Genomic DNA, 25,910 nt, shown 5'->3' on the forward strand with positions numbered 1-25,910 from the left:
AGAGGGCCGGGGTGGCGTTTCGTGCGCGGAAGTAAGAAGGTCGCCGAAGGGCGCCCCCACCCCGACCCTTCCCACTCTCGGTTCGCAAGGGCTCACCGTGGGGGGAGGGAGCAGTAAGCTCTAGCTCAGTGCCGCCGCTACCACCGCAGCCTGCAGCTCTAGGATCCCGGTGCCCTTTTCGCTGCTCGTCGCCAACAGGCTCGGGAAGGCCGCCGGGTGCTTGCGGGCGATCTCCTCGACCTTGGCGAGCGTCGCCGCCAACTCGGTCGGTTTGATCTTGTCGCCCTTGGTCAGCACGACCTGGTAGCTGACGGCGGCCTTGTCGAGCAGGTCCATGATGTCGCCGTCGACCGGCTTGATGCCGTGGCGGGCGTCGATCAGCAGCAGCACGCGCTTGAGCACGGCACGCCCGCGCAGATAGTCGAACACGAGGTTCTGCCAGCGCCGGACGATGTCCTTGGGCGCCTCGGCATAGCCATAGCCGGGCATGTCGACGAGGCGGAACGACAGCGGGTCGCCGACTTCGAAGAAGTTGAGCTCCTGCGTCCGGCCCGGCGTATTGGAGGTCCGTGCCAGCCCCTGCCGCCCGGTCAGCGCGTTGAGCAGCGATGACTTGCCGACGTTCGACCGCCCGGCAAAGGCGATCTCCGGGACCTTGGGGTCGGGCAGGAACTCCAGCCCCGGCGCCGACTTCAGGAATTCGATCGGCCCGGTGAAGATGCGGCGGGCGTCTTCGAGCGCCCAGCGGCGGGCCTTCTCCTCGGCGTCGATCGGTGGCTTTCCGCCACCGACATCAACGATCACGGGCTTCGCGCCGATTTGGTCGTCGCTCATGGTGCCGCCACCGTCGGGGTCGCGGGCATCGGGTATTTGCGCAGCATGACGTATTGCTGGGCGATCGAGATGATGTTGTTGATGATCCAGTACAGCTGCAGCCCGGCCGCGAACGGCGCCATGATGAACATGAACACCCACGGCATGAAGGCGAAGACCTGCTTCTGGACCGGGTCCATGACCGCCGGGTTGAGCCGCTGCTGCAGCCACATCGTGACGCCGAGGATGATCGGCAGCACGCCGAGCGCGATCATGTGCGGCGGCGTCCAGGGGATCAGGCCGAACAGGTTGAGCGGCGTCACCGGATCGGGCGCGCTAAGGTCCTTGATCCACAGGATGAACGGCTGGTGCCGCATTTCCGTGGAGATCAGCAGGGTCTTGTACAGCGCGTAGAACACCGGGATCTGGATGAAGATCGGCAGGCAGCCGGCGACCGGGTTGACCTTCTCCTTGGCGTACAGCGCCATCATCTCCGACTGGAGCTTGGGCTTGTCGTCCTTGTAGCGCTCCTGCAGCTCCTTCAGGCGAGGCGCGACGACACGCATCTTGGCCATCGAGGCGAACTGGCGCTGGGCGATCGGGAACATCAGGGCGCGGACACACAGGGTCAGGCCGATGATCGCGACGCCGAAGTTGCCGGTCAGCTTGAACAGGAAATCGAGCAGCATGTAGATCGGCTGGGCGATGACGCGGAACCAGCCCCAGTCGACGGCGCGCTCGAACAGCGGGATGCCGAAGGTGTCGCGGTAGCGGGTCAGCGTCTCGACTTCCTTGGCGCCGGCGAACAGCCGCGCCGTGGTCTCGACCGTCGCACCGGGCGCGACGGTGACCGGGCCGGCGAGATAGTCGGTCTGGAAACGGTCGCCGGGGTTTGCCGAGAAGCGCATCGCGACCGGCGAGGCCTGGTCGGGAATGACCGCCGCCAGCCAGTATTTCTCGGTGATGCCGAGCCAGCCGCCGGTGCTGCTGAGGCTCTGCGCGCCATTGTCGCGAAGCTTTTTATAGGCGACCTCGGTGTCCATCAGCTTACCGTTGACGACGCCCAGCGGGCCGACGTGGAGGTTGTTGGCGTCGGTCTCATGGCCGATGCCGGTGCGGCCGACCAGGCCGTAGGAGCGCACGGTCAGCGGTGTCGGTCCGGCATTGCGGACGCGCTGCTTCGCCGTGAACAGCCAATGGTCGTCGACCGACAGCACGATCTCGAACACCGCGCCGGCCGGGTTGGTCCAGCTTAGGGTGACGGGCGTGGTCGGGGTCAGTACCGGGCCGCTGGCGGTCCAGACGGTATCGGCACCCGGGGCGCCAACGCCGGCCCAGCCGAACTGGGCGAAATAGGCGTCGGTGGTGCCGCTCGGGCTGAACAGGCGCACCGGCGGCGAGGCCTTGTCGATGGTCTGCGAATAGGTCTTGAGCACCAAGTCGTCGACACGGGCGCCCTTCAGGTTGAGCGAACCGAGCAGCCGCGGCGTGTCGATGCGCAGGCGCGGGGTTTCTGCCGCGACGACGGCGAGCGGGCGGACCGCATCGGCACCAGCGGCGGCGGGGATCTCGCCGGGAGCCGCGGGGATGGTCGGGCTGCTGTTCTGCGGCGTGCCGGCACCGGCGACGACGGCGGCGGTGGTCGGGCGCTTGGGCTGCGGGAAGAAACGCTCCGAAGCGAAGCTCCAGCCGAACCAGATCAGCAGCGACAGCGCGAACGCCAGGATCATGTTACGGTTGTCGGACAAGCTGCGGGTCTTTCACGAGGCGCGCGGCACGGTGCGCGCGCGGTCTATAGCGGCTTAAGGGACGGGGTCATAGCGCCTTAGGGAACCGGGTCGTAACCCGAGCCGCCCCAGGGGTGGCAGCTGAGGATACGCCGGGTGCCGAGCCATAGGCCCTTGAGCGCCCCGTGCTTCTCGATCGCCTGGATCGCATAGGCGGAGCAGGAGGGGGCGTAGCGGCACGACGACGGCAGGATTCGCGACGGTCCGAGCTGCCAGGCCCGGATCGGCAGGATCAGCAGGCGGTTTACGAGGCGCATCGCGCCAGCGCCTTGCGCAGGTCCGCCGCCAGCGCCTCGAAATCGCGGGTCAGTCCGTCGGCGCGCCCGATCAGGACATGGTCCGCGCCGGCAATGCCGAGTTCGGGCAGCACGCCCCGGACTAGCGCGCGCAGGCGGCGCTTGAGGCGGTTGCGGACGACGCTGTTGCCGATCTTCTTGGTGACCGTGAAGCCGGCGCGCATCGCGGCATCGTCGTCACCGCGACGGCGCACGAGCAACACGAAGCCGGGCGTTGGCGCCCGGCGACCGTGATTGGCGCTGAGGAAGTCCCGCCTGAGCGAGATCGTCGGGATGCCGGCGAGGTCCACCGCGCCGGCCGCCGGCGTTTAGGCGCTGAGCTTGGCACGGCCCTTGGCGCGGCGGTTGGCCAGCACCTTGCGGCCACCCGGGGTCGACATGCGCAGGCGGAACCCATGACGGCGCGCGCGCACCAGCTTGCTCGGTTGATAAGTACGCTTCATCGTCGGGTCCTTGGGCTCGCTCCCTGCCGGGCAGGGTACGCAATCGAAGGGCGCGGATAGACGGCAGCCCCGACAGAGTCAAGATCGGTGGCCGGGACAGGCCCTGAAGCTTGTCCCGGCCGATCCGGATTACTGCGGCATCAACACGGTGTCGACGACGTGGATGACGCCGTTCGACTGGTAGACGTCGGCGATGGTGACGGTCGAGGCATTACCCTTGACGTCCATCAGCTTGAGCTTGGTGCCGACCATCGTCGCGGTCAGGTCGCCGCCCTGCACGGTCTTGAGCGTCGCGCGGCCGTTGCCGGCCTTGATCGCCTTGGCGATGGCCTTGGAGTCCATCGCGCCGCTGACCACGTGATAGGTCAGGATCTTGCTCAGCGTGTCCTTGTTCTCCGGCTTGACCAGGGTCTCGACGGTGCCGGCGGGCAGCTTGGCAAAGGCTTCGTTGGTCGGCGCGAAGACGGTGAACGGACCCGGGCCGGACAGCGTATCGACCAGGCCGGCGGCCTTGACGGCGGCGACCAGCGTCGTGTGATCCTTGGAATTGACGGCGTTCTCGATGATGTTCTTGGTCGGCAGCATCGGTGCCCCACCCACCATCACGGTCTTGGCGTAGACGGCACCGGCCAGCGGCCCCACCATGGCGATCGTCATCAGCGCAGCGGCCAGCGCCTGCTTGCCTGTCATCATTTCAAGTCTCCTGAACCAGCCCGCTAACCGGACGGCACAGGTACGCATGCCTGGCGGCGACAGTTGCGGGTCCGAAATGCCGCAGGGCGGCTAGATGCCGGTCAGCTTGCCGGTAGCGACGATCGGCCCGGTCGGTGCGCCGGTGGTCGAGCCGCCCTTGGGCTCGAGGCTGATCGCCAGCGTCGAGCCTTCCTTCAGGCCGCGCAGCCGCTCCGACGGGATCGCGGTCGAGGTCGTCGAGGAGATGTCGATCGTCCCCAGCGAGCGCGGTGGCTTGTCGCCCTCGATCACCCAAAGCTCGGGCGTCTTGCCGGCTGCATCGGACTTGCCCGCCGGCGTCAGGATCACCGAGCCGCGCGCCGCGTCATAGGTCGCGGTGATGACGCCGCTGCCGTCGCTGGCGGCCAGGCGCGCGACCAGTATCGGCTGCTGCGCCGGCTGCGGTGGCCGCGCCACCAGCAAGGCGACGGCGATACCTGCGGCGACCGTCGAGGCCCCGGCGATGTACCGCCACAGGTTGAGGCTGCTCCACATACTCTGGCTCCCTAGCTGAGGAACGGTCGCCGCCACCGGGCGGGTTGCTGCATCGATCCGGGCCCATAGCGCGGGCGGTGGCGCGACCGGGGCGATATCCTCGGCCATGGGCGCCAGCACGGCCTGCCAGGCCTCGACCTCGGAGCGGAAAGCGGGGTCGCTCGCCATGCGTCGCTCGGCGACGACGCGATCGGCGGCACCGAGCGCACCCAGCGCGTAATCAGCGGCGAACGCCGCGCCGTCATCGGGTGCGCCGTCGTCCATCCGGTCGAAATCCTGGCCGCTCATGCCGCCATCGCCCCGCGCATGCGGATCAGTCCGCGCCGCACCCAGCTTTTCAACGTGCCGACCGGAACGCCGTCGCGCTCGGCCAGCGCCTCATAGGTCAGGCCCTCGAAATAGGCGCTGCGGATCGCCGCGGCATGGCGCGGGTCGAGCTTGGCCAGTGCCGCCTGGATCGCCGTCGCGGCGCGACCGGCGTCGATCGCCTCGTCGGCACCGGGGCTGTCGTCGCGCACGTCATGCGCTTCGTCGAGCTGCACGACGGGCCGGCTGCCGCGTGCGCGCAGCCGGTCGATCGAGCGATTGCGCGCGATCGTCACCATCCAAGTAATCGGGCTGGCGCGGCTGGCGTCGAACTCGGCCGCCTTGCGCCAGACAATCGTATAAACTTCCTGCAGAACATCCTCGGCCTCGCCCCGTTCGAGCAAGATACGCAGGATGACGCCGAATAGTTTTGCCGACGTCGCGGCATACAATGATTCAAAGGCGCGCCGGTCGCCGCCCGCAGTATTGGCGAGCATGACGACGAGTTCGCCCGCGCCGCTCAAAACTGCCGGACCGCCATCTTGATCGGGCCTTCGGCACGACCGTTGACGAATTGGTTAACGTAAGGATTGGCGGTCGCGTCGATGCCTTCGCGCGGCCCGTGCCAGACGATGCGGCCGTTATACAGCATCGCGACGCGGTCGGCGATCTTGCGGACGCTGGCCATGTCGTGGGTGATGGTCAACGCAGTGATCTTGAGATCCTTGACCAGTTCGACGATCAGATCATTGATAACATCGGCCATGATCGGGTCCAAGCCGGTTGTCGGCTCGTCGAAGAAGATGATTTCCGGCCGCGGGGCGATGGCACGGGCCAGTGCGACGCGCTTTTGCATGCCGCCAGACAGTTCGGACGGGCGCAGGTCGGCGACATCGGCACCCAGGCCGACGCGCGCCAGATTGTCGATCGCCGCGGCTCTCAACTCGGTCGACCGCCGCGACTGGTCGAGGGCGAAGCTGACGTTGCGCCAGACGCTGAGCGAATCGAACAGTGCGCCGCCCTGGAACAACATGCCGAAGCGCGCCTGGTGCGCCGCCAGTGCGCGGCCCTTCAGATGGGTGATATCGACCCCGTCGACCTCGATCAGCCCGGCGTCGGGGCGGATCAGGCCGAGGATGCACTTGATCGTCACCGACTTGCCGGTGCCCGAGCCACCGATGATGACCATCGATTCGCCCGCACAGATGTTGAGATCGACGCCGTTGAGGACGTGCTTGGCGCCAAAACGCTTGCGGATGCCCTTGAGCGCGATCTTCGGGATATCGGTCACCAGGGCTGGCTCATGATCCGAAAACGATCACAGTGATGATAAGGTTCGAAAGCAGGATCAGGATGAACGCGCTGACCACCGCGTCGGTGGTCGCCTTGCCGACGCCGGCGGCGCCGCCGCTCGACTTGAAGCCGTGATAGCAGCCCATCAGCGCGATGATGAAGCCGAATACCGTCGCCTTGACCATCGACGAGACGACGTCGTCGACCTTGAGGTAGTGCATCGTCGTGCTGAGGTAATTGGCGGAATTGAAGCCCAGCCGGCTGGTCGCCAGCAGGAAGCCGCCGAGGACGCCGACCGAATTGGCGACCAGCACCAGGATCGGCATGACGATCACCGCCGCCAGGATGCGCGGCGCGATCAGATAGCGGAACGGATCGGTGCGCAGCGTCGCCAGCGCGTCGATCTGCTCGGTGACGCGCATCGTGCCCAGTTCCGCCGCCATCGCCGAAGACACGCGGCCCGCCACCATCAGGCCGCCGAGCACCGGCCCGAGTTCGCGGACGATGCCGATGACGGTGACTGCCGGGACGGTCGAGGCGGCGTTGAAGCGGCTGCCACCGATAAAGATCTGCTGCGCCAGCGCCGAGCCGATGAACAGCGCGGTCATGCCGACGACCGGCAGCGAGAAATAGCCGATGACCAGCATCTGCTCGAACAGTCGCGACGGGTAATAGGGCGGCAGCAGGCCGTGGCTGAGCGCGCGCCAGGCGAACTTGGCGAGGCGCCCGATCGAGGCCAGTGCTTCGATCACGACTCCACCGATCGCGGCGAGCGCGCCCACCGTTCGGAGCATCAGGCGGTTCATATATAACGCCGCTGATAGCGGTGGCCGAGGCCAGTCAGCAACTCATATTGCGCAATGCCGGTCGCGCCGGCCGCCGTGTCGAGGTCGAAATCCACCTCCAGCCAGTCGCCCTCGGCCACATCGAGCCCGGTCACGTCGACGCCGATCAGGTCCATCGAGACGCGGCCGACGACCGGGCAACGCTGGCCGCCGAAGCGCACGGCGCCGAGATTGGAGAAGGCGCGCCGATAGCCGTCGGCATAGCCCAGGTTGGCGAGCGCCAGCCGTGTCGGGCGGGTCGCGGTCCAGGTGGCGTTATAGCCGAAGGCTTGGCCGACGCCGACGTCACGGACCTGGACGACGCTGGCCTCGATGCCGACGACACGCTGGAGCGAGCGGGCATGATCGGGGTAGGCGACCCAGCCGTACAGCGCGATGCCGGGGCGGATCATGTCGAAGGCATAGTCGGGGCCAAGGCAGGTACCGGCGGAGTTGGCGAGACTGGCGCGCTGGTGCGGCACCGCGGCGACGGCCTCGCGAAAACGCTGCAACTGGAGCGCATTGAGCGGGTGATCGCGATCGTCGGCGCAGGCGAGGTGGCTGTGCAACGTGCGGATCTCGATGCCGTCGAGCAGGCCCGAGGTGGCTTCCGCCAGGCTCAGGCCAAGCCGGTTGAGGCCGGTGTCGATCATGATGTCGCAGGCGCGCCCGGCAGCGATCTCGCGCCAGCGGGTGACTTGCGCGGGCGTGTTGAGGACCGGCACCGCGCGCCCGGTGGCGAGCGCCTCCTCGCCGGGTGCGATGCCGTGGAACACCGCGACGCGGACATCGTCGCCAAGGTCGCCGAGCGCCGCCGCCTCGTTCCAGTGCGCCACGAAGAAGTCGCGGCACCCGGCCTCGGCCAGCGCCCGCACCGTGCCATGCGCGCCCAGCCCGTAAGCGTCGGCCTTGACCGCTGCGCCGCAAGTGACGCCGCTGCGCGCTGCCAGGTGCCGCCAATTGGCAGCCAGCGCGGCGGTATCGACGATCAGTCGGAGCGGGGCGGTGGACGACATCACCACGGTCTTAGCGGGCGACCGCCCCGGCGCAAGCACAGCGCGGCAGTCAGCCGGGGTTGTCGCCAACGCGATGCTACTCCGCAGCGGCCAACCGGGAGGCGCGTGCCGCCACCAGCAACCGCCGGGCGCGCAGGTACATTTCGAGGCGCTGGAGGCTCAACAGGCCGACAGCGAAGGCGATGAACGCGCCGATCAGCCCGTGGCTGACGTGCGCCGGATCGACGTCCATGCCGAACGCCGATCGCGTCAAGATTCGCACCACGACCAGCCCGACGATGATCAGCAGCGCGGCGGGCGACTGGCGCTGGTTGAGGTCGTGGGTCACCGGGTCGATCTCGATCCGCATCGCCTTGCCGCGCAACCAGCCGACACCGCCGCCCAGGATCAGCGCGCCGGCGGCCCAGGCCCATTGCCAGCCGTGCGGCGGCAGCAGCCAGAACACCGTTGCCGCAAATGCCGAATACAGCACCGGGATGATCCACAGCCGCTCCAGCTTCAACGGCGTGCTGCGCTTCATCCGCCGCCAGCGGAAGGCCAGGACAATTACCATGACGATGCCCGTGATGCCGTAAGTCAGGGCGCGCGCACCATCGTCGCTCATGCGGCAGCGGTCACTCGTAGCGCTCGGGCAGATAGGCGTCCTCGGCGCGATCCGAGAACTTGGTCGTCGACTTGTGGAAGGTCAGCGGCACCGTGCCGGTCGAGCCGTGACGCTGCTTGGCGACGACGACTTCGGCCAGGCCAAATATCTTCTCGGCTTTCTCGCGCCATTTCAGATGCTTCTCGGTATCCTCGGGGTCGGGCTGCTTGAGCGAGTGATAATATTCCTCGCGGTAAACGAACAGCACGATATCGGCGTCCTGCTCGATGGTGCCCGACTCGCGAAGGTCGGCGAGTTGCGGATGCTTGTCCTCGCGGTTTTCGACGGCGCGGCTGAGCTGCGACAGCGCCAGCACCGGCACCTGCAGTTCCTTGGCCAGTGTCTTGAGACCGCGGGTGATCTCCGAGATCTCCTGCACGCGGTTGTCGCTCGATGCTTTCGAGGAGCCCTGCAGCAGCTGGAGATAGTCGACGACGATCAGCCCGACGCCGCGCTGGCGCTTCAAACGCCGCGCGCGGGTCCTGAGCGCGGCGATCGACAGGGCGGGCGTGTCGTCGATGTAGAGCGGCAGGTCCGACAGCGCCCCGGCGGCGCGCGCCAGCCGGTTGAACTCGTCCTGGCTGATCTTGCCCATGCGCAGGCTCTCGGAGTTGACGCCCGATTGCTCGGCGAGGACGCGCGTCGCCAGCTGGTCGGACGACATCTCGAGGCTGAAGAATGCCACGCCGGTGCCGCTGGACTTCTCCGGCGGGATGCCGTCGGCGGCGTCGCGCTGGGCCCGCTGCGCACAGGCAAAGGCGATGTTGGTGGCCAGCGCGGTCTTGCCCATCGCCGGACGCGCCGCGATGATCACCAGGTCGGACTTGTGGAGCCCGCCGATCTTGGCGTTGAGCGCGTCGAGGCCGGTGGTGTAGCCCGACAAATGCCCGCCCGACTTCATCGCGCGGTCGGCCATCTCGACCGCCTCGCGCGTCGCCTGGGCGAAGGTCTTGACCGCGCCGGCGACGTCGCCCTGCTCGGCGACCTTGTACAGCGCCAGCTCCGCCGCCTCGATCTGCTTCAACGGTGCGACGTCGGCGCCGGTGTCGAAGGCGCCCGCCGCCATGTCGCGGCCGACGCGGATCATCTCGCGCAGCAGGGCGAGGTCGTAGATCTGCGCGGCGAAGTCCTTGGCCGCGATCAGCGCCGCCGACTGTTCGGTCAGCCGCGCCAGATAGGCGGTGCCGCCGACGTCGGCCATCGCGGGATCGGCGTCGAACAGCGGCTTCAGCGTCACCGGCGTCGCCACCATGTTGCGGTCCGACAGCCGCAGGATCGCCTCGTAGATGCGGCCGTGCAGCGCCTCGTGGAAATGCTCGGGCCGCAGCTTGAGCATGACGTCCTCGACCAGCCGGTTGTCGATCATCAGCGCGCCGAGCAGCGCCGCCTCGGCCTCCAGATTCTGCGGCAGGGTGGCGGTGTCGGCGGGGGCAGGCACGATTCGCAGGGGCAACGGGGTGATCATGCGGGCCTTGTCGCGCATCGCCGGAGCCTGAGCAAACCCGGCTGTGCACAGTCTCGGGGATAACCGCTTGGCGGTCTGTGCAAGGCGTCGCTATAGCCTCGACCCATGCACGCCCTGTCTCACATCGACACCTGGATCTTCGACCTCGACAACACGCTGTATCCGGCGTCGTGCGACCTGTTCGCCCAGATCGACCAGAACATGGGCCAGTTCATCATGGACCTGCTCGACGTCAGCGCCGCCGAGGCACGGGTCGTGCAGAAGGGCTTTTTCCACGCGCACGGCATGACGCTGCGCGGCCTGATGAACGATCACGGCGTCGATCCGCGGACCTTCCTCGACAAGGTCCATGCCATCGACCTGTCGCCGGTGGCGCACGATGCCGAGCTGGTCGCGGCGATGGCGGCGCTGCCCGGGCGCAAGCTGATTTTCACCAACGCCGACGTAGATTACGCCGAGCGGGTGCTGGAGAAGCTCGGCCTCGCCGATGCGTTCGAGGCGATCCACGACATCCACGCCGGCGACTACCAGCCGAAACCCGCCGCGCTGGCCTATGACCAGTTGTGCAAGACCTACGCGATCGACCCCACCAAGGCGCTGTTCGTCGAGGACATGGCGCGCAACCTCGCGCCCGCCAAGGCGATCGGCATGACCACCGTGTGGATCGACAACGGCTCGGAGCAGGGCCCGGGCGAGTTCCGCGACCAGATCGACTATACCGTCCCCGACCTCGGCCCATGGCTGGCCCGGGTCGCCAAGGAGCTCGCAAGCGCATGACCCTACAATCGACCATCGAGGCCGGCTGGGCCGCGCGCGACACGGTGAACGCCGCAACCACGGGTGAGCTGCGCGATGCCGTGACCGCCGCGCTGGCCGCGCTCGACACCGGCGCTCAGCGGGTCGCCGAGCCCGACGGCAATGGCGGCTGGCAGGTCAACCAATGGCTCAAGCAGGCGGTGCTGCTGTCGTTCCGCCTCAACGACATGGCGCTGATCCCCGGCGGCCCCGGCGGCGCGCACTGGTGGGACAAGGTGCCGAGCAAGTTCCAGGGCTGGACCGAGGCGGAGTTCCGCGCCGCCGGTTTCCGCGCCGTGCCCGGCTCGATCGTCCGCCGCGGCGCCTATGTCGCGCCGGGCGTCGTGCTGATGCCGAGCTTCGTCAACATCGGCGCCTATGTCGGCGCCAACTCGATGGTCGACGGCTGGGCGACGGTCGGCAGCTGCGCCCAGATCGGCGCCAACGTCCACCTCTCGGGCGGCGTCGGCATCGGCGGCGTGCTCGAGCCGCTGCAGGCCGGGCCGACGATCATCGAGGACGACTGCTTCATCGGCGCACGCTCCGAGGTCGTCGAGGGCGTCGTCGTCGAACGCGGCTGCGTGTTGTCGATGGGGGTGTTCATCTCCTCGACCAGCAAGATCGTCGACCGCACCACCGGCGAGGTCTTCGTCGGCCGCGTCCCCGCCTTTTCGGTCGTCGTCCCCGGCTCGCTGCCCGGCAAGGCGCTCCCCGACGGCTCGCCGGGACCGAGCCTGTCGTGCGCGGTCATCGTCAAGCGCGTCGACGCGCAGACCCGCGCCAAGACCGCGATCAACGAGCTGCTGCGGGACTAGAGCGGTTCTTGTTCCCCTCCCGGAACGGGAGGGGGCAGCAGCAGACTAGTCGGCCATCCCCGTCCACTTCGCGGCGAACGCCCATTCGTCGGCGACCTCCTCGATGATCTTGGCGGTCGGCTTGCCGCTGCCGTGGCCGGCGCGGGTGTCGATGCGGATCAGGTGCGGCTTGGGCCCGGCGTCGGCGGCCTGCAGCGCGGCGATATACTTGAAGCTGTGCCCCGGCACGACGCGGTCGTCGGTGTCGGCGGTGGTCGCCATGATCGCCGGATAGGCCCGGCCGCCCTTGATGTTATGATATGGCGAATAGGTCAGCAGGTTCTTGAACGCCGCCGCGTCCTTGGGGTCGCCATAATCGTCGGTCCAGGTCCGCCCCTCGGTAAACAGCGGGAATCGCAGCATATCCATGACGCCGACGGCCGGCAGCCCGACCGCGAACAGGTCGGGCCGCTGGTTGACCACCGCGCCGACCAGGGTGCCGCCGTTGGAGCCGCCCTGCACCGCCAGCTGCGCCGGGGTGGTGACGCCGGTCTTGACCAGATATTCCGCCGCCGCGATGCAATCGTCGAAGACGTTCTGCTTGTTGAACAGCTTGCCGCCGCTGTGCCACGCCGCGCCATACTCGCCGCCGCCGCGCAGATTGGCGACCGCATAGACGCCGCCCATCTCCATCCACGCCAGCGCATCGACGCGGAAGGCCGGCAATACGCTGATGTTGAAGCCGCCATAGCCGTACAGCAGCGTCGGCGCGCCCTTCGACAGGTCGAGGCCACGTTTGTGCGAGACGAACATCGGCACCCGCGTGCCGTCCCTCGACGTGTAGAAAACCTGGGTCACCTCATATTGCGCCGGGTCGAACTTGGTCACCGGGCGGCGAAACACCGCCGCCTTGTTGGTCGCCGCGTCGTAGCGATAGATCGTCGTCGGGGCGTTATAGCTGGCGAATTGGAAATAGGTCGTCGACTTGCCCGGCTCGGCATCGAAGCCGCTGGCCGTGCCGATGCCCGGCAGCGCGACAACGCCCTGCGCCTCGCCCGCCATCGAATAGCGGCGCACCACGGTCTTGGCGTCCTCCAGCGTCGTCACCAGCAGATGCCCGCCGACCAGCGCGCTGGCGGTGATCGTCGCCTTGCCGGCCGCGACGACGGTGCGCGGCGCTGCATCGACGTTCGCGCCGTCGAACGCCACCAGTCGATAGGTCGGCGCGTCCTTGTTGGTGACGAAGTACAGCGTCGTGCCCTGCGACCCGGCGAAGCGATAGTCGGCGTCGCGCTTGGCGACCAGCGTGCGGATCGGTGCCTCGGGCTGCGCCAGGTCCTTGATCCGGACCTCGTAGCGGTCGTCGGAGCCGGTGCTCGACAGCAGCACCAGCCAGCGGCCATCGGCGCTGACCACCGCGGGATTGTAATAGCCGCGATTCTCCGGGGTCGCGAAGATCTTGGTGTCCTCGCCCTGCGGCGTGCCGATTCGGTGGAAGAACACGGCATGATCGAAGACTTCCGACCGGAAATCGGTGCCGCCGGGCGTCTGGGGATAGCGCGAGTAGTAGAAGCCGCTGCCATCGGCGTTCCACGCCAGTTCCGAGAATTTCACCCAGTCGAGCTTATCGGCGAGCACCTTGCCCGAGACGACGTCGACGACATGGACGGTGCGCCAGTCGGTACCGCCGTCCTGGACCGCATAGACGACGTGGCGACCGTCGCGCGACGGTGCCCATTCGGCCAGTGCCGTCGCCCCGTCCTTCGACCAGCCGTTGGGATCGAGCAGGACCCGCGGCGCGCCGGCACCAGCCTGGACGTAGAGCACGAACTGGTTCTGCAGGCCGGCGTTGCGGCGATAGAAGACATGCCCGCCCCGCTCGGTCGGCAGCATGAAGCGCTCGTAATCGTAAAGCTGGGTCAGTCGCGCCTTGATCGCCGCCCGGCGCGGCAGGGTCGCCAGATAGGCTTGCGTGACCTTGTTCTCCGCCGCGACCCAGGCCTCGACCTGCTTGTCGGTGCGGACGTCGTTCTCCAGCCAGCGATAGGGATCGGCGACGGTGATGCCGTGGATCACATCGGCCTGCGCGACGTTGGCGGTAACGGGATATTCGATGGCGGCGACTGGCGCGGCAATCGTCATCGCGACCGCCAGCTGGGCGGCCGCAAGCAGGAACAAACGCATGAAATCTCCGGCATTCGGGGCATGCGCCGTTCTAGTGCCGTTCGCGTCGGGTGCAAGGATAGCGAGGCCCCGCGACGATCCCGCAGGGCGCGGCTGTCAGCGCAGCGCTGACAGCACCGCCGCCGACGTCCACTTCAACGGCCCGTTGACCCGCCAGACCTCGCGGCCCCTGGCGTCGTACAATACCGAGACCGGCAGCCCTTGAGCCTCCACCGCCGTGGCGAAATTGCCCTTCTGGTCGAGCCGCGGGGTGATCGTCTCGAACTTGCCGGGGGTCCAGAACTTGTCGACCGCGCGCCAGCCGCCCAGGTCCTGGCTGATCGTCAGCACGGTCAGCCGCTTGGTCTCGCCCTGCGCCATCTCGTCGATCTCGGGGAGCTCGGCGATGCACGGTGCACACCAGGTCGCCCATAGATTGACCAGCACCGGCTTGCCCTTGAAATCGGCGACCTTGGCCGAGGTGCCGTCGCGCGACAGGAAGGCGACGTCGGGTGCGGCGGTCCCGGCGTGGCTGCGGTCGAGCTTGCTCAGGGCGACCCCGCCTTGCGACCCGGCCGCCTTTCCCCTATCGGCGGCAGCCGAACCGTTGCTGTCGCAACTAGCCAGCAGGCAGCCGAGGAGCGTCAGGATCAACACGCGCATGCCAGAGTCCAATCAGCTGTGGGGCGGGCGTTTCGCCGGCGGCCCCGCGGATGTCATGCGTGACATAAACGCGTCGATATCCTTCGACAAGCGACTGTGGCGACAAGACCTCGCCGGCTCGCAGGCGCATGCCGCGATGCTCGGCGCGCAGGGCATCGTCGAGCCCGCCGACATCGCCGCTATCCTTGGCGGGCTGGAGACCATCACCGCCGAATATGCCGAAGGCCGGCTGGTCGAGGACCCGGCGCTCGAAGATATCCATATGCACGTCGAGACGCGGCTGGCCGAGCTGATCGGACCGGTCGCCGGACGGCTGCACACGGCGCGGTCGCGCAACGACCAGGTCGCGACCGATTTCAAGTTGTGGACCCGCGACGCCGTCGATGCGGTCGACGCCGGGCTGGGCGCGCTGCAGGCGGCGTTGCTGGCGCGGGCGGAGGAGCATGCCGACACGGTGATGCCGGGCTTCACCCATCTGCAGATCGCCCAGCCGGTGACGCTGGGGCATCATTTGATGGCCTATGTCGAGATGGTGCGGCGCGATCGTTCGCGCTTCCGCGATGCGCGGGCGCGACTGAACGAATGCCCGCTCGGCAGTGCGGCGCTGGCCGGGACCGGCTTCCCGATCGACCGGGCGGCGACGGCGCGGGCGCTGGGCTTCGACCGGCCGACCGCCAACTCGCTCGACAGCGTTTCCGACCGCGATTTCGCGCTGGAGTTTCTCAGCGCCGCGATGATGGCAGGCATGCATCTGTCGCGGCTCGCCGAGGAGATCATCGTCTGGGCGAGCCAGCCCTATGGCTTCGTCAAGCTGCCCGACGCCTTTTCGACCGGCTCCTCGATCATGCCGCAAAAGCGCAATCCCGACGCGGCCGAGTTGGTGCGTGGCCATTCGGGGCGGCTGCTCGGCTGCCTTGTCGCGCTCAGCGTCACGATGAAGGGCCTGCCGCTCGCCTATTCCAAGGACATGCAGGACGACAAGCCGCCGGTGTTCGAGGCCTATGACCTGCTTTCGCTGGCGTTGGCCGCGATGACCGGCATGATCGAGACGCTGGCGTTCGTGCCGGAGCGGATGCGTGCCGTCGCGGCGCTGGGCTTCTCCACCGCCACCGACCTTGCCGACTGGCTGGTGCGCGAAGCCGGGGTGCCGTTCCGCGAGGCCCATCACATCACCGGGCGCGCCGTTGCCGCCGCCGAGGCTGCCGGCGTCGGGCTGGCCGAGCTGAAGCTGGAGACGCTGGCCGGGATCGATGCGCGGATCGACGCGCGGGTCTTCGACGTGCTGTCGGTCGATGCGTCGGTCGCCAGCCGGACCAGCCAGGGCGGCACCGCGCCGGTCCGGGTCCGCGAGGCGATCGCCGCCGCGAAGGACACGCTATGAAGCCGGTCGCACTCATCCTGCTGCTCGCGGTCGCGGCGTGCGGCAAGCTCGGGATGCTGAGCCCGGCATCGCCCGACCGGACGCCGCCGCGCCCGATCAACGCGGTGGTGCCGCCGACGCCTGCGCAGCAGCTGACCCTGCCGCCCCAGGCGGCGCCCGACCGGGTCGACGACCCGCTGAAGAAATCGGAGGAGCGCCGCGACGACCGCTTCGACCTGCCCCCTCCCGGATTGCACTAGACCATGAATCATTTCGACACGCGCTCCGGCGTCCTCCACGCCGAAGGCGTCGACCTGGAGCAACTGGCGGCCAGCGTCGGCACCCCCGTCTATGTCTATTCGGCAGCGACGCTGGAACGCCATTACCAGGTCTTTGCCGCCGCGGTGGCGGGCCTAGGCGACGGTAATCCGCTGGTCGCCTTCGCCGCCAAGGCGAATCCGAACCTGTCGGTGCTGGCGACGCTGGCGCGCTGCGGCGCCGGGGCCGACGTGGTTTCCGCCGGCGAGCTGGCCCGTGCGCTGGCCGCCGGAGTCCCCGCCAACCGCATCGTCTTCTCCGGCGTCGGCAAGCAGGTCTTCGAGCTCCAGGCCGGCATCGATGCGGGTATCCTGCAGTTCAACGTCGAGTCCGAGGCCGAGATCGAGATGCTCGCCGCTGTCGCCGCCTCGGCAGGCAAGCAGGTCGACATCGCCGTCCGCGTCAATCCCGGCGTCGACGCCAAGACCCACGCGAAAATCTCCACCGGCGGCGACGACAACAAGTTCGGCATCCCGATCGCCCGCGCCGAGGCGGCCTTTGCCCAGGCCGCGGCGCACGCCTCGCTCAACCCGGTCGGCATCGCCGCGCACATCGGCAGCCAACTCAGCGACCTCGACCCGCTGGAGGAAACCTTCGGCCGGCTGGGTGCGCTGATGGGCCGGCTGCGCGGGCTTGGGCACATCATCGAGCGTGTCGACCTCGGCGGCGGGCTCGGCGTGCCCTACCGCGCCGACCTGCCAGCACCGCCGCTGCCCGAGGTCTATGGCGCGATGGTCGCGCGGGCGACAAAGCGCTGGGACGTCCGCCTGATCTTCGAGCCCGGCCGGCTGATCGCGGGTAACGCCGGCGTGCTGCTCAGCCGCGTCATCCTGCTCAAGCAGGGCGTCGCCAAGACTTTCGTCGTCGTCGATGCGGCGATGAACGACCTGCTGCGCCCGTCGATGTACGGCGCCTGGCACGACATCGCCGCGGTCCGCCCGACCGGCGAGCAGATGACCGCGACCGTCGTCGGCCCGGTCTGCGAGAGCGGCGACACCTTTGCCGACGACCGCGACATGCCGCGCGTAACCGGCGGCGATCTCATCGCTTTCTTGACCGCGGGAGCTTACGGCGCGACCATGGCGTCGACCTATAATTCGCGCGACCTGGTCCCCGAAGTCATGGTTTCGGGCGATCGATGGGCCGTCGTCAGTGCGCGGCGCGTTGCCGCCGATATGATGGCGCTCGACACCCGGGCGCCTTGGCTGGAGACCTGATCTTGAGCATCCGACCCGTTCGCACCGCCGTCTTCCCGGTCGGTGGCCAGGGCACCCGCTTCCTGCCGGCCACCAAGGCGGTTCCCAAGGAGCTGCTGCCCGTCGTCGACAAGCCCCTGCTGCAATACGCCGTCGACGAGGCGCTGTCGGCCGGCATCGAGCGGCTGGTCTTCGTCACCGCGCGCGGCAAGTCGGCGCTGGAGGATTATTTCGACGTCGCCGGCGAGCTTGTCGCCAGCCTGAAGGCCAAGGGCAAGAACGCCGAGCTCGCGGTGCTGGAAACCACCCAGCTCGAGCCCGGCCGGATCTCCTATGTCCGCCAGCAGGAGCCCGCCGGCCTGGGCCATGCCGTCTGGTGCGCCCGCTTCATCACCGCCGGCGAGCCGTTCGCCGTGCTGCTGCCCGACGAGCTGCTGTGGTCGCCCGAAGCGCCCTGCCTCAAGCAGATGAACGATGCCTACCAGCGCCTCGGCGGTAACATCATCGCCGTGCTCGAGGTGCCCGAGGCGCACACCAACCGCTTCGGCATCGTCTCGCCGGGCGCGGTCGACGGCATCATCACCGAGGTCAAGGGCCTGATCGAAAAGCCCGCCGCCGGGACCGCGCCGTCGCGGCTGGCGGCGGTCGGCCGCTACATCCTGCAGCCCGAGTGCATGACGCACCTGGCCGCCCACAAGCGCGGCGCCGGCGGCGAGATCCAGCTCACCGACGCGATGGCCGAGCTGATCGGCGTGCAGCCGTTCCACGCGCTGACCTTCACCGGCGAACGCTTCGATTGCGGCGACAAGGCCGGCTTCATCACCGCCAACATTGCACTGTCGCTGGCCCGCGACGATGTCGGCCCGCAGGTCCGCGACTGGCTGGCGGCGCACGGGAACTAGCCGGCACGGTCGTCGATTTCCCGGCCAGAGTGAGCCGGGAGATCGACGATGCCGCGTGGTGACAAGGACGCCTACACCGACAAGCAGAAGCGCGAGGCCGAGCACATCGAAGCCAGCTATGAAAAGCGCGGCGTCCCCGAGAAGGAAGCCGAGGCGCGCGCCTGGGCGACGGTCAACAAGCAGGACGGCGGCGGCAAGAAGTCCGGCTCCGGGCGGGGGCAATCCCCGGCGCGGACGGCGGCGCAGCGGTCGGACAGCGCCAAGAAGGCGGCTGCGACGCGGAAGCGGAATGCCGCGGCGAAGTAGGGGCCATCCCCTCCACCACCGTCATCCCGGCGAAGGCCGGGACCCATTCATCGAGCCCGTCGCAACGGTAGCGCCCAACTTACCACGCGCCTGCTGAATGGGTCCCGGCCTTCGCCGGGATGACGCGGTGTGCGTCGAACAGACGCCCCTAGTCGAACAGGCTCGAAACCGAGCTCTCCTCGCTCGTCCGCCGCATCGCCTCGGCGAACAGCGGCGCGACGGTGATGATCCGGATCTTCGACGAGTCGCGGACGACCTGCAGCGGCGCGATGGTGTCGGTGATCACCAATTCCGTCAGCACCGATGCCTCGACCCGCGCCACGGCGCCGCCGGACAGGACGCCGTGGGTGACATAGGCGGTGACCTCCAGCGCGCCGGCCTCCATCAGCGCGGCGGCGGCGTTGCACAGCGTGCCGGCGGAATCGACGATGTCGTCGACCAGCACGCAGAACCTGCCCTGGACGTCGCCGATGATGTTCATCACCTCGGACTCGCCCGGCTTCTCGCGGCGCTTGTCGACGATCGCCAGCGGGGCGTTGCCCAGCCGCTTGGCCAATGCGCGAGCGCGAACGACGCCGCCGACGTCGGGGGACACCACGGTCAGTTCGCGCTTGCCGAGCCGCGACTCGATATCGGCGCTCATCACCGGCGCGGCGTAGAGGTTGTCGGTCGGGATATCGAAGAAGCCCTGGATCTGCCCGGCGTGGAGATCGACCGACAAAACGCGGTGGGCACCGGCGATTGTGATCAGATTAGCCACCAGCTTGGCCGAGATCGGCGTCCGGGGACCCATCTTGCGGTCCTGCCGGGCATAGCCGAAATACGGTACGACCGCAGTGATGCGGCGCGCCGAAGCGCGCTTCAACGCATCGATGCAGATCAGCAATTCCATGAGGTTGTCGTTGGCCGGCGCGCTGGTCGGCTGGACGACGAAGACATCCTCGCCGCGGACGTTCTCGCCGATCTCGACGAACACCTCCTCGTCGGCAAAGCGGCGGACGCTGGCCTTGGTCAGCTCCAGGTCGAGATATCCCGCAATGGCGGCTGCCAGTTCGGGGTTACTGTTCCCGGATAGTATCTTCACGGCAATTCACCCCCAGCTGCGCGCGCCCTCCCTAGCGGCGGTGTCATCGCGGGGCAACAAATCCCGATCACCATCGCTCACGCACGCTGATGCACTGCCGCGATAATGTCGCGCGTCGGCAGACAGCGCCCGATTCACCCAGTTATGGAACGTCAATCGTTCCGGACCTCTCATGTGTATCGATCGAGGCATTGACCCGGATATCGAAGTCAATTCGATCGTGGAGATCAAAGACGCCGGCAACTGCTAGACGAGGCCGATGAGCATTTTCGCTTCGTAATCGACATCGCATTTTTGGGACTGAAAACCGCCCGAACCACCGAATTATCGGAACTAATTGATACCGATCGGTGAATTATTGCTGCAATGTACGTTAGAGTGCGCAACTCACGCCCCAACGCGACGTCTTACCGCAGATGGATTAGCGGATGCGCCGAATGACCAACGACTGGGAAAGACGCGGAGACGGACACCGATATACGGAGCGTTGCGGCAACAATCGCAACAGCAAGGTCGGTGAGCGGTTGCGCGACATATTCCGGATCGAGCCGAATGCGCCGGTCCCGCAGGAACTCGCAATGCTGTTGCGACGACTGGACGACAGAAACTAGGCCGGCAGCGCGATCATCGAGATCTGGCGGCCATAGTCCGGTTCGCCGGCGTGGGTCGTGCGGCGGTAACTGAACCAGCGCTCCGGCGCTGCGTAGGTGTCCAACCCAAGCGCCGCGATCCGGGTCAGCCCGGCATCGGCAAGGCGCTGGACGATGAATCCTTCTAGGTCGAACTGGTGATGCCCGGCGCGACCCGAGGCGAAGAAGCGCTCGTGCGCCTCGTCATCGGCAAGGAAGCGGTCGTGGAAGCCCTCGTCGACCTCATAGCTGCGGCGGCCGATCGTGGGACCGACGGCGGCGGCGATGCGCTCGCGCCGGGCGCCGAGCGCGACCATCGCGTCGACCGTGGCGGGCAGGACGCCATGCAGCGCCGGACGCCAGCCGGCATGGGCGGCGCCGATCACGCCGGCCTCGATATCGGCAAACAGGATGGGGGCGCAGTCGGCCGCCAGGATCGCCAGTGCCAGGCCCGGACGATCGGTGACCATGCCGTCGGCGCGCGGGCGGTCCGCGTCGGGAAACGCCTCGGTCACCGTGACCACGGTCGGGCTATGGACCTGGTGCAGCGTCACCAGCGCCGCGCCGGGCGCCACCGCGGCGACGGCGCGGGCACGGTTCTCGACCACCGCTGCGGCATCGTCAGCGGAGCCAAGGCCGCAATTCAGGCTGGCATAGATGCCCGTCGAGACGCCGCCCTGCCGGCCTAGGAAGCCGTGGCGGGTACCGGTCAGCGTCGGCGCAGTGACACGATCGATCATGCGAGCTTCAACCTGCACAGGAACTCGTCGTCGGCGTGGTTGCCGACCATGAACTTGAACTCGCCGACCTCCTCGAAGCCGTAGCGGGCGTAGAAGCGCCGGGCCCGCGGGTTGTCGCTGAACACCGACAGCCACAGCTCGGCGGCGCCCCGGCGCCGCGCCTCCGCTACCGCCCAATCGGTCAACGCCAGCGCGACGCCGGTGCCCTTGGCCTGATCCAGCAGGTAGAGTTGGCGGAGTTCGATGCAGGTGCGACCAGCCGGGTCGTACGGTAGCGACGGCGGGCCGAGCTTGCAGAAGCCGACGAGGCTGCCGTCGACCTCGGCAAGGCGGAATGGATAGGCGGGGTCGCCAAGCTGGGCTGCAAACGCCGCCTCACTCTGCCCGTCGATGAAGGCGTCATAGTCCTCTGGCGCGTACAAGTGCCTGAAGATCGCATCGAAACTTTCAAGATAGACGGCGCGGACCGTCGCGGCATCGGCGGGGGCGCCGTCGCGGTAGGTCGGGCTCATGCGGCGAATCCCGCCGGCGTGGGCCAGCCGGTGCCGGCCAGCGCCATGACCTTGAACAGCGTGCCCATCGCGTCCTCCCCAGTCAGCCGCGCCACCGCGGTATCGATTCCGTCCGCCTGCTCCGGCGTTGCCCGAGCCTTGAGCGCCGCCGCGCGTGCCTCGATGCCGAGCGCCCGCAGCCATGCGCCTTGCCCGACCGGGCCGTGTGCCGCAACGCCCGACGCGACGGCCAGCGCGGTGAAATCGACATGGCAGGTCAGGTCGACGTCACCCGGCGTCGCGAACGGATCGGCGCGGCCATGCGCCTGCACCGCCTGCAACGTGTCCCCGATCTGCGGCCCGTCATGCCCATAATCCGCAACGATCGCCGCGCCGCCGTGCCGGGTCAGCCGCGCTCCGATCTCCGCCGCGACCGCAGTGGACGCCGCCGAGGCTTCGAACACCGACCCGGCGGGAGCATTCCATAGCGCGGGCGGCACCAGCGGGTCGGCAATCAGGCTGCCGATCGCCGTCGTCCCGTCCAGTCCGACCAGCCGCTCCCGCCAGCCCGCCGGCGCGCGCAAGAACTGCCGGACCGGGAGGGCGTCGAAAAATTCGTTGGCGACCAGCAGCAGCGGCGCGTCATCCGGTACTTCGCCCAACTCGTCGTGCCACTCGGCGGCGGGAACCCGCTTCGCCTGCTCGCCGCGCAACACCGGGCTGGTCTCGACGAAATGGACGCTCAGCGCCGCTGCGAACCCCGGCACACGGGCGGTGGCCCGCAGCAGGTCCGCCATCAGCGTCCCTCGCCCAGGGCCCAGCTCGACCAGCCGCACCCGCTCCGGCGCACCCGCCCGCAGCCAGCAATCGGCCAGCGCCAGCCCGATCAGCTCGCCGAACACCTGGCTGATTTCCGGCGCGGTGATGAAGTCGCCCGCCGCCCCCAGCGGATCGCGGCTGGCGTAATAAGCGCTGTTGCACGCCGCCATCCAGCGCGCCACCGACACCGGGCCGCCCTGGGCGATCTCCCGCCGCAGCCGCTCCGCCAGCGTCACGCGGCCCGCGGCGCCCGCTGCGAATAGATCACCAGCGCGATACCCAGCAGGATCATCGGGAAGCACAAGATTTGCCCCATCGTCAGGTGCAGCGCCGTCAGATAACCGACCTGCGCATCCGGCTCGCGAAAGAACTCGATAATGAAGCGGAACAGCCCGAAGGCGCCGCAGCCGACCCCGACCAGCAGGCCCGGCCGCAGGCGCGCATCGGTCCGCCAGAACATCCAGCTCAGCACCAGCAGCAGCACTAACCCTTCGGCGAACGCCTCGTACAACTGGCTCGGATGCCGCGCCAACGGTCCGCCGCCCGGGAAGATGATGCCCCAGTCAGTCCCCGTCGGCCGCCCCCAAAGCTCGCCGTTGACGAAGTTCGCCAGCCGCCCCAGCCCCTGGCCGATCGGCGCAACACAGGCGACATAATCGCAGATCCGCAGGAAGCTCAGCCCGTTGCGCCGCGCAAACACCAGGATCGCCACCGTCGTACCGAGTGCACCGCCGTGGAACGACATGCCGCCGTCCCACAGCCTGAACACCTCCATCGGGTGCGCGACATATTGGTCGAGATTGTAAAACAACACATAGCCGAGCCGGCCGCCGATGATGATGCCCAGCGTCGCCCAGGTGATGAAGTCGTCCGCCTGGACCCGCGTCATCGGCGCGCCCGGCCGCTTCAGCAGCTGCGTCAGATAGTACCAGCCGAGCAGGATGCCGCCGATATAGGCCAGGCTGTACCAGCGCAGCGCGAACGGACCGAAGCCGCCGAACGGCCCGATGCTGAACAATTCCGGGCTCAAGCCGAGCGTGGCAAAGTCGACTGCGACATGGAGTTGGCCGAGCATCAGCAGCGTTTTCCCTTTGACCGGCGCGCGGCGGGCACCATAGTCGGCGCAAGCAATAAGACAATTGGGTGAGGCCATGACCGACGCACTCGACAGCTTCCGCCAGGACACCCGCGACTGGCTGGAGGCCAATTGCCCGCCCGAAATGCGCCTGCCGATGGCGCGCGACGCCGATGCCTGCTGGGGCGGCCGCAGCTTCCAGTTCGCCAGCGCGGCGCAGAAGACCTGGCTCGACCGCATGGGTGCGAAGGGCTGGACCGTCCCCGAATGGCCACGCGAGTACGGCGGCGGCGGCCTGTCGAAGGACGAGGCGCGCGTCCTCGCCAGCGAGATGCGCCGCATCGAGGCGCGCTCGCCGCTCAGCTCGTTCGGCATCTGGATGCTCGGGCCGGCGCTGCTAAAATACGGTAGCGAGGCGCAGAAGCTCGAATATCTGCCCCAGATCGCGCGCGGCGAGATCCGGTGGTGCCAGGGCTATAGCGAACCCGGCGCGGGCTCCGACCTCGCCTCGCTGCGCACCTCGGCCGAAGACAAGGGAGATCATTATCTCGTCAACGGCCAGAAGGTCTGGACCTCCTACGCCGACAAGGCCGACTGGATCTTCTGCCTGGTCCGCACCGACCCCACTGCGCCCAAGCACCTCGGCATCAGCTTCCTGCTGTTCGACATGGCGTCGCCGGGCGTCTCGACCTCGCCGATCCGACTGATCTCGGGTGCCTCGCCGTTCTGCCAGACCTTCTTCGATGATGTGAGGGTTCCCAAGGGCAATCTCGTCGGCACGCCCGGCAAGGGCTGGGACATCGCCAAATATCTGCTCACCCATGAGCGCGAGATGATCGGGGCGATGGACTTCTCCAGCGGCGGCCGCGATTCGCTCAGCCAGATCGCCAAGCGCACCATCGGCATGACCGACGACAGCCTGGCCGACCCGATGCTGCGCACCGACATCGTCCGCCACGAGATCGACGCCTGGGCCTTCGCGCTGACCATGGAGCGCGTCAAGGACGAGGCCAAGGCTGGGCAAGGTGTCGGCGCCTTGTCCTCGATGCTCAAATATTATGGCACCGAGCTCAACAAGCACCGTCAGGAGCTGCTGATGTCGGTCGGCGGCTCCGACGCGCTGATGTGGGACGGCCCCAACCACGAGGGCGACCAGTCCCGCAGCTGGCTCCGCAGCCGCGCCAATTCGATCGAAGGCGGCACTTCGGAGATCAACCTCAACATCATCGCCAAGCGCGTGCTGCAACTGCCGGGCGCCTGAGGAACGGCAACGAGAGCCAGCGAACAGAGCTGGCCGGAAGCAGATTTGGGGAGTTTCGATTTTGCCGCTGATCCTGACCGAAGACCAGACGATGATCCGCGATTCGGCGGAGGGGTTCTTCCGCGATGCCGCGCCGGTGGCGGCGATGCGCAAGCTGCGTGATGCCGACGATGCGACCGGCTTCGACCGTGGCCTGTGGAAGCAGATGGCGGAGATGGGCTTTGCCGGGATGCTGGTGCCGGAGGCGCATGGTGGCGCCGGGCTGGGCTATGTCGCAGCAGGAGTCGTGCAGGAGGCGGCGGGGCGCAACCTGGCGATGTCGCCGCTGCTCGCGACCGCGATCCTTGCCGCGACGGCGTTAAGCGCGGCGGGGACGCCCGAGCAGCAGGCGCAATACCTGCCGCAGATCGCCAGCGGCGAACGACTGTTCGCGCTCGCAGCCGACGAAAAGGCGCGCCACGATCCGCGCCACGTCGCGACGCGCGCCGAACCCTCGGGCAACGGCTTCAAGCTGAATGGTGCCAAGACCTTCGTCCTCGACGGCCATGTCGCCGATACGCTGATCGTCGCGGCACGCACCGCTGGGGCGGACGATGATGCGGACGGCATCACGCTGTTCCTGGTCGATGCCAAGGCGGATGGCGTGACGCTGCAGCGGACCTCGATGGTCGACAGCCGCAACGCCGCGCGCCTGACCCTGGCCGACGTGCAGGTCGATGGCGCGGACGTGCTCGGCACCGTCGGCGAGGGCGCGAAGCTGCTCGACCGCATCCTCGACGCGGGCCGCGCCTGCCTCGCCGCGGAAATGCTCGGCGTGTCGGCGCAGAGCTTCGAGACGACGATCGACTATCTCAAGCAGCGCGAGCAGTTTGGCCAGAAGATCGGCAGTTTCCAGGCGCTCCAGCACCGCGCCGCGCACCTGTTCTGCGAGGTCGAACTGGCGCGCTCCGCCACCTTGCGCGCCCTGCAGGCACTCGACGCCGACGACGACCGCGCCGCGATGTACGTCAGCCTCGCCAAGGCCAAGTCGGGCGACGTCGCCAAGCTCGCGACCAATGAGGCGGTACAGATGCACGGCGGCATCGGCATGACCGACGACGTCGATGTCGGCCTGTACATGAAGCGCGCCCGCACCGCGCAGGAGACCTTCGGCGACCTGGCGTTCCACGGCGACCGGCTCGCTTCGCTGATGGGGTATTGA

Annotated in this window: 30 protein-coding genes; 10 read left to right on the forward strand and 20 right to left on the reverse strand. The window is 68.0% G+C overall.

Features of this window, described 5'->3' with window-relative positions; all coding sequences use genetic code 11:
• Positions 1-120 precede the first annotated feature (120 nt).
• The 13 genes from yihA to ACOFKW_RS05050 form a co-directional block, all read right to left on the reverse strand.
• Positions 121-834, reverse strand: a complete 714-nt coding sequence (gene yihA, locus ACOFKW_RS04990; RefSeq protein ID WP_419816249.1) for a ribosome biogenesis GTP-binding protein YihA/YsxC — start codon at positions 832-834, stop codon at positions 121-123.
• Positions 831-2,561 (reverse strand): membrane protein insertase YidC, encoded by a 1,731-nt coding sequence (yidC, locus tag ACOFKW_RS04995; RefSeq protein WP_419816250.1) that lies wholly within the window; start codon positions 2,559-2,561, stop codon positions 831-833. The genes yihA and yidC overlap by 4 nt, the downstream gene beginning before the upstream one ends.
• A 77-nt stretch (positions 2,562-2,638) precedes the next feature.
• On the reverse strand, positions 2,639-2,857 hold the full coding sequence (gene yidD, locus ACOFKW_RS05000; protein ID WP_419816251.1) for a membrane protein insertion efficiency factor YidD: 219 nt from the start codon (positions 2,855-2,857) through the stop codon (positions 2,639-2,641).
• The gene (gene rnpA / locus ACOFKW_RS05005) at positions 2,845-3,186 is read right to left on the reverse strand and encodes a ribonuclease P protein component (RefSeq protein WP_419816252.1); all 342 of its coding nucleotides are present in this window, start codon (positions 3,184-3,186) and stop codon (positions 2,845-2,847) included. Before rnpA ends, yidD begins: the two co-directional genes overlap by 13 nt.
• Positions 3,187-3,204: 18 nt before the next feature.
• Positions 3,205-3,339, reverse strand: a complete 135-nt coding sequence (gene rpmH / locus ACOFKW_RS05010) for a 50S ribosomal protein L34 (protein WP_419816253.1) — start codon at positions 3,337-3,339, stop codon at positions 3,205-3,207.
• Positions 3,340-3,468: 129 nt separating this feature from the next.
• Positions 3,469-4,032, reverse strand: a complete 564-nt coding sequence (locus tag ACOFKW_RS05015) for a fasciclin domain-containing protein (RefSeq protein ID WP_419816254.1) — start codon at positions 4,030-4,032, stop codon at positions 3,469-3,471.
• Between the two features lie 90 nt (positions 4,033-4,122).
• Positions 4,123-4,854, reverse strand: coding sequence for an anti-sigma factor (locus tag ACOFKW_RS05020; protein WP_419816255.1), 732 nt, complete (start codon positions 4,852-4,854; stop codon positions 4,123-4,125).
• Complete coding sequence (locus tag ACOFKW_RS05025) at positions 4,851-5,369, reverse strand: sigma-70 family RNA polymerase sigma factor (protein WP_419816256.1); 519 nt, start codon at positions 5,367-5,369, stop codon at positions 4,851-4,853. Before ACOFKW_RS05025 ends, ACOFKW_RS05020 begins: the two co-directional genes overlap by 4 nt.
• A 23-nt stretch (positions 5,370-5,392) precedes the next feature.
• Positions 5,393-6,163, reverse strand: a complete 771-nt coding sequence (locus tag ACOFKW_RS05030; protein WP_419816257.1) for an ABC transporter ATP-binding protein — start codon at positions 6,161-6,163, stop codon at positions 5,393-5,395.
• A gap of 10 nt (positions 6,164-6,173) precedes the next feature.
• Positions 6,174-6,959, reverse strand: a complete 786-nt coding sequence (locus tag ACOFKW_RS05035; RefSeq protein ID WP_419816258.1) for an MlaE family ABC transporter permease — start codon at positions 6,957-6,959, stop codon at positions 6,174-6,176.
• A gap of 8 nt (positions 6,960-6,967) precedes the next feature.
• A complete protein-coding gene (gene alr / locus ACOFKW_RS05040; protein ID WP_419816259.1) occupies positions 6,968-8,005 on the reverse strand; it encodes an alanine racemase in 1,038 nt (345 codons plus the stop codon).
• 76 nt (positions 8,006-8,081) lie between these two features.
• A complete protein-coding gene (locus ACOFKW_RS05045) occupies positions 8,082-8,609 on the reverse strand; it encodes a CcdC protein domain-containing protein (protein ID WP_419816260.1) in 528 nt (175 codons plus the stop codon).
• Between the two features lie 10 nt (positions 8,610-8,619).
• Positions 8,620-10,131, reverse strand: a complete 1,512-nt coding sequence (locus ACOFKW_RS05050) for a replicative DNA helicase (RefSeq protein ID WP_419816261.1) — start codon at positions 10,129-10,131, stop codon at positions 8,620-8,622.
• Between the two features lie 87 nt (positions 10,132-10,218).
• Between ACOFKW_RS05050 and ACOFKW_RS05055 the strand changes: the two genes are divergently transcribed.
• Both ACOFKW_RS05055 and dapD read left to right on the forward strand, forming a co-directional pair.
• Complete coding sequence (locus ACOFKW_RS05055; protein WP_419816262.1) at positions 10,219-10,890, forward strand: pyrimidine 5'-nucleotidase; 672 nt, start codon at positions 10,219-10,221, stop codon at positions 10,888-10,890.
• The gene (gene dapD / locus ACOFKW_RS05060; RefSeq protein ID WP_419816263.1) at positions 10,887-11,723 is read left to right on the forward strand and encodes a 2,3,4,5-tetrahydropyridine-2,6-dicarboxylate N-succinyltransferase; all 837 of its coding nucleotides are present in this window, start codon (positions 10,887-10,889) and stop codon (positions 11,721-11,723) included. Before ACOFKW_RS05055 ends, dapD begins: the two co-directional genes overlap by 4 nt.
• Before the next feature lie 45 nt (positions 11,724-11,768).
• On the opposite strand, the gene ACOFKW_RS05065 is transcribed toward dapD, so the two are convergent.
• Together ACOFKW_RS05065 and ACOFKW_RS05070 are read right to left on the reverse strand one after the other, a co-directional pair.
• The gene (locus tag ACOFKW_RS05065) at positions 11,769-13,886 is read right to left on the reverse strand and encodes a prolyl oligopeptidase family serine peptidase (protein WP_419816264.1); all 2,118 of its coding nucleotides are present in this window, start codon (positions 13,884-13,886) and stop codon (positions 11,769-11,771) included.
• A 96-nt stretch (positions 13,887-13,982) separates the two neighbouring features.
• Positions 13,983-14,528: a TlpA family protein disulfide reductase gene (locus ACOFKW_RS05070; protein ID WP_419816265.1), complete on the reverse strand. Its 546-nt coding sequence runs from the start codon at positions 14,526-14,528 to the stop codon at positions 13,983-13,985.
• Positions 14,529-14,544: 16 nt separating this feature from the next.
• Between ACOFKW_RS05070 and argH the strand changes: the two genes are divergently transcribed.
• From argH to ACOFKW_RS05095, 5 genes are read left to right on the forward strand one after another with little or no spacing between them, the layout of a single operon-like run.
• Positions 14,545-15,909, forward strand: coding sequence for an argininosuccinate lyase (gene argH, locus ACOFKW_RS05075; RefSeq protein WP_419816868.1), 1,365 nt, complete (start codon positions 14,545-14,547; stop codon positions 15,907-15,909).
• Positions 15,906-16,148, forward strand: a complete 243-nt coding sequence (locus tag ACOFKW_RS05080) for a hypothetical protein (protein WP_419816266.1) — start codon at positions 15,906-15,908, stop codon at positions 16,146-16,148. Before argH ends, ACOFKW_RS05080 begins: the two co-directional genes overlap by 4 nt.
• Positions 16,149-16,151: 3 nt before the next feature.
• Positions 16,152-17,423 (forward strand): diaminopimelate decarboxylase, encoded by a 1,272-nt coding sequence (gene lysA / locus ACOFKW_RS05085; protein ID WP_419816267.1) that lies wholly within the window; start codon positions 16,152-16,154, stop codon positions 17,421-17,423.
• 8 nt (positions 17,424-17,431) lie between these two features.
• On the forward strand, positions 17,432-18,304 hold the full coding sequence (locus ACOFKW_RS05090; protein WP_419816869.1) for a UTP--glucose-1-phosphate uridylyltransferase: 873 nt from the start codon (positions 17,432-17,434) through the stop codon (positions 18,302-18,304).
• Positions 18,305-18,352: 48 nt separating this feature from the next.
• The gene (locus tag ACOFKW_RS05095) at positions 18,353-18,610 is read left to right on the forward strand and encodes a plasmid stabilization protein (protein WP_419816268.1); all 258 of its coding nucleotides are present in this window, start codon (positions 18,353-18,355) and stop codon (positions 18,608-18,610) included.
• Positions 18,611-18,758: 148 nt separating this feature from the next.
• Here the strand turns inward: ACOFKW_RS05095 and ACOFKW_RS05100 are convergent, their stop codons facing one another.
• Positions 18,759-19,694: a ribose-phosphate pyrophosphokinase gene (locus ACOFKW_RS05100; protein ID WP_419816269.1), complete on the reverse strand. Its 936-nt coding sequence runs from the start codon at positions 19,692-19,694 to the stop codon at positions 18,759-18,761.
• Between the two features lie 437 nt (positions 19,695-20,131).
• On the opposite strand from ACOFKW_RS05100, the gene ACOFKW_RS05105 reads away from it, so the two are divergent.
• Positions 20,132-20,305 (forward strand): hypothetical protein, encoded by a 174-nt coding sequence (locus ACOFKW_RS05105; protein ID WP_419816270.1) that lies wholly within the window; start codon positions 20,132-20,134, stop codon positions 20,303-20,305.
• On the opposite strand, the gene pgeF is transcribed toward ACOFKW_RS05105, so the two are convergent.
• Genes pgeF through lgt form a run of 4 tightly spaced genes read right to left on the reverse strand, consistent with a single transcriptional unit; the run spans position 20,302 to position 23,448 of the window.
• Positions 20,302-21,063 carry a peptidoglycan editing factor PgeF gene (gene pgeF / locus ACOFKW_RS05110; protein WP_419816271.1) on the reverse strand — a complete coding sequence of 254 codons (762 nt, stop codon included), beginning with the start codon at positions 21,061-21,063 and terminating at the stop codon, positions 20,302-20,304. The genes ACOFKW_RS05105 and pgeF overlap by 4 nt on opposite strands.
• Positions 21,060-21,575, reverse strand: coding sequence for an N-acetyltransferase family protein (locus ACOFKW_RS05115; RefSeq protein ID WP_419816272.1), 516 nt, complete (start codon positions 21,573-21,575; stop codon positions 21,060-21,062). The genes pgeF and ACOFKW_RS05115 overlap by 4 nt, the downstream gene beginning before the upstream one ends.
• Positions 21,572-22,609 (reverse strand): class I SAM-dependent methyltransferase, encoded by a 1,038-nt coding sequence (locus ACOFKW_RS05120; protein ID WP_419816273.1) that lies wholly within the window; start codon positions 22,607-22,609, stop codon positions 21,572-21,574. The genes ACOFKW_RS05115 and ACOFKW_RS05120 overlap by 4 nt, the downstream gene beginning before the upstream one ends.
• The gene (gene lgt / locus ACOFKW_RS05125; protein WP_419816274.1) at positions 22,606-23,448 is read right to left on the reverse strand and encodes a prolipoprotein diacylglyceryl transferase; all 843 of its coding nucleotides are present in this window, start codon (positions 23,446-23,448) and stop codon (positions 22,606-22,608) included. The genes ACOFKW_RS05120 and lgt overlap by 4 nt, the downstream gene beginning before the upstream one ends.
• 76 nt (positions 23,449-23,524) lie before the next feature.
• Here lgt and ACOFKW_RS05130 point away from each other — a divergent pair, with 76 nt between their 5' ends.
• Positions 23,525-24,709 carry an acyl-CoA dehydrogenase family protein gene (locus tag ACOFKW_RS05130; RefSeq protein ID WP_419816275.1) on the forward strand — a complete coding sequence of 395 codons (1,185 nt, stop codon included), beginning with the start codon at positions 23,525-23,527 and terminating at the stop codon, positions 24,707-24,709.
• 61 nt (positions 24,710-24,770) lie between these two features.
• On the forward strand, positions 24,771-25,910 hold the full coding sequence (locus ACOFKW_RS05135; RefSeq protein WP_419816276.1) for an acyl-CoA dehydrogenase family protein: 1,140 nt from the start codon (positions 24,771-24,773) through the stop codon (positions 25,908-25,910).

This window comes from Glacieibacterium sp., from assembly GCF_965200405.1.
GTDB lineage: Bacteria > Pseudomonadota > Alphaproteobacteria > Sphingomonadales > Sphingomonadaceae > Glacieibacterium.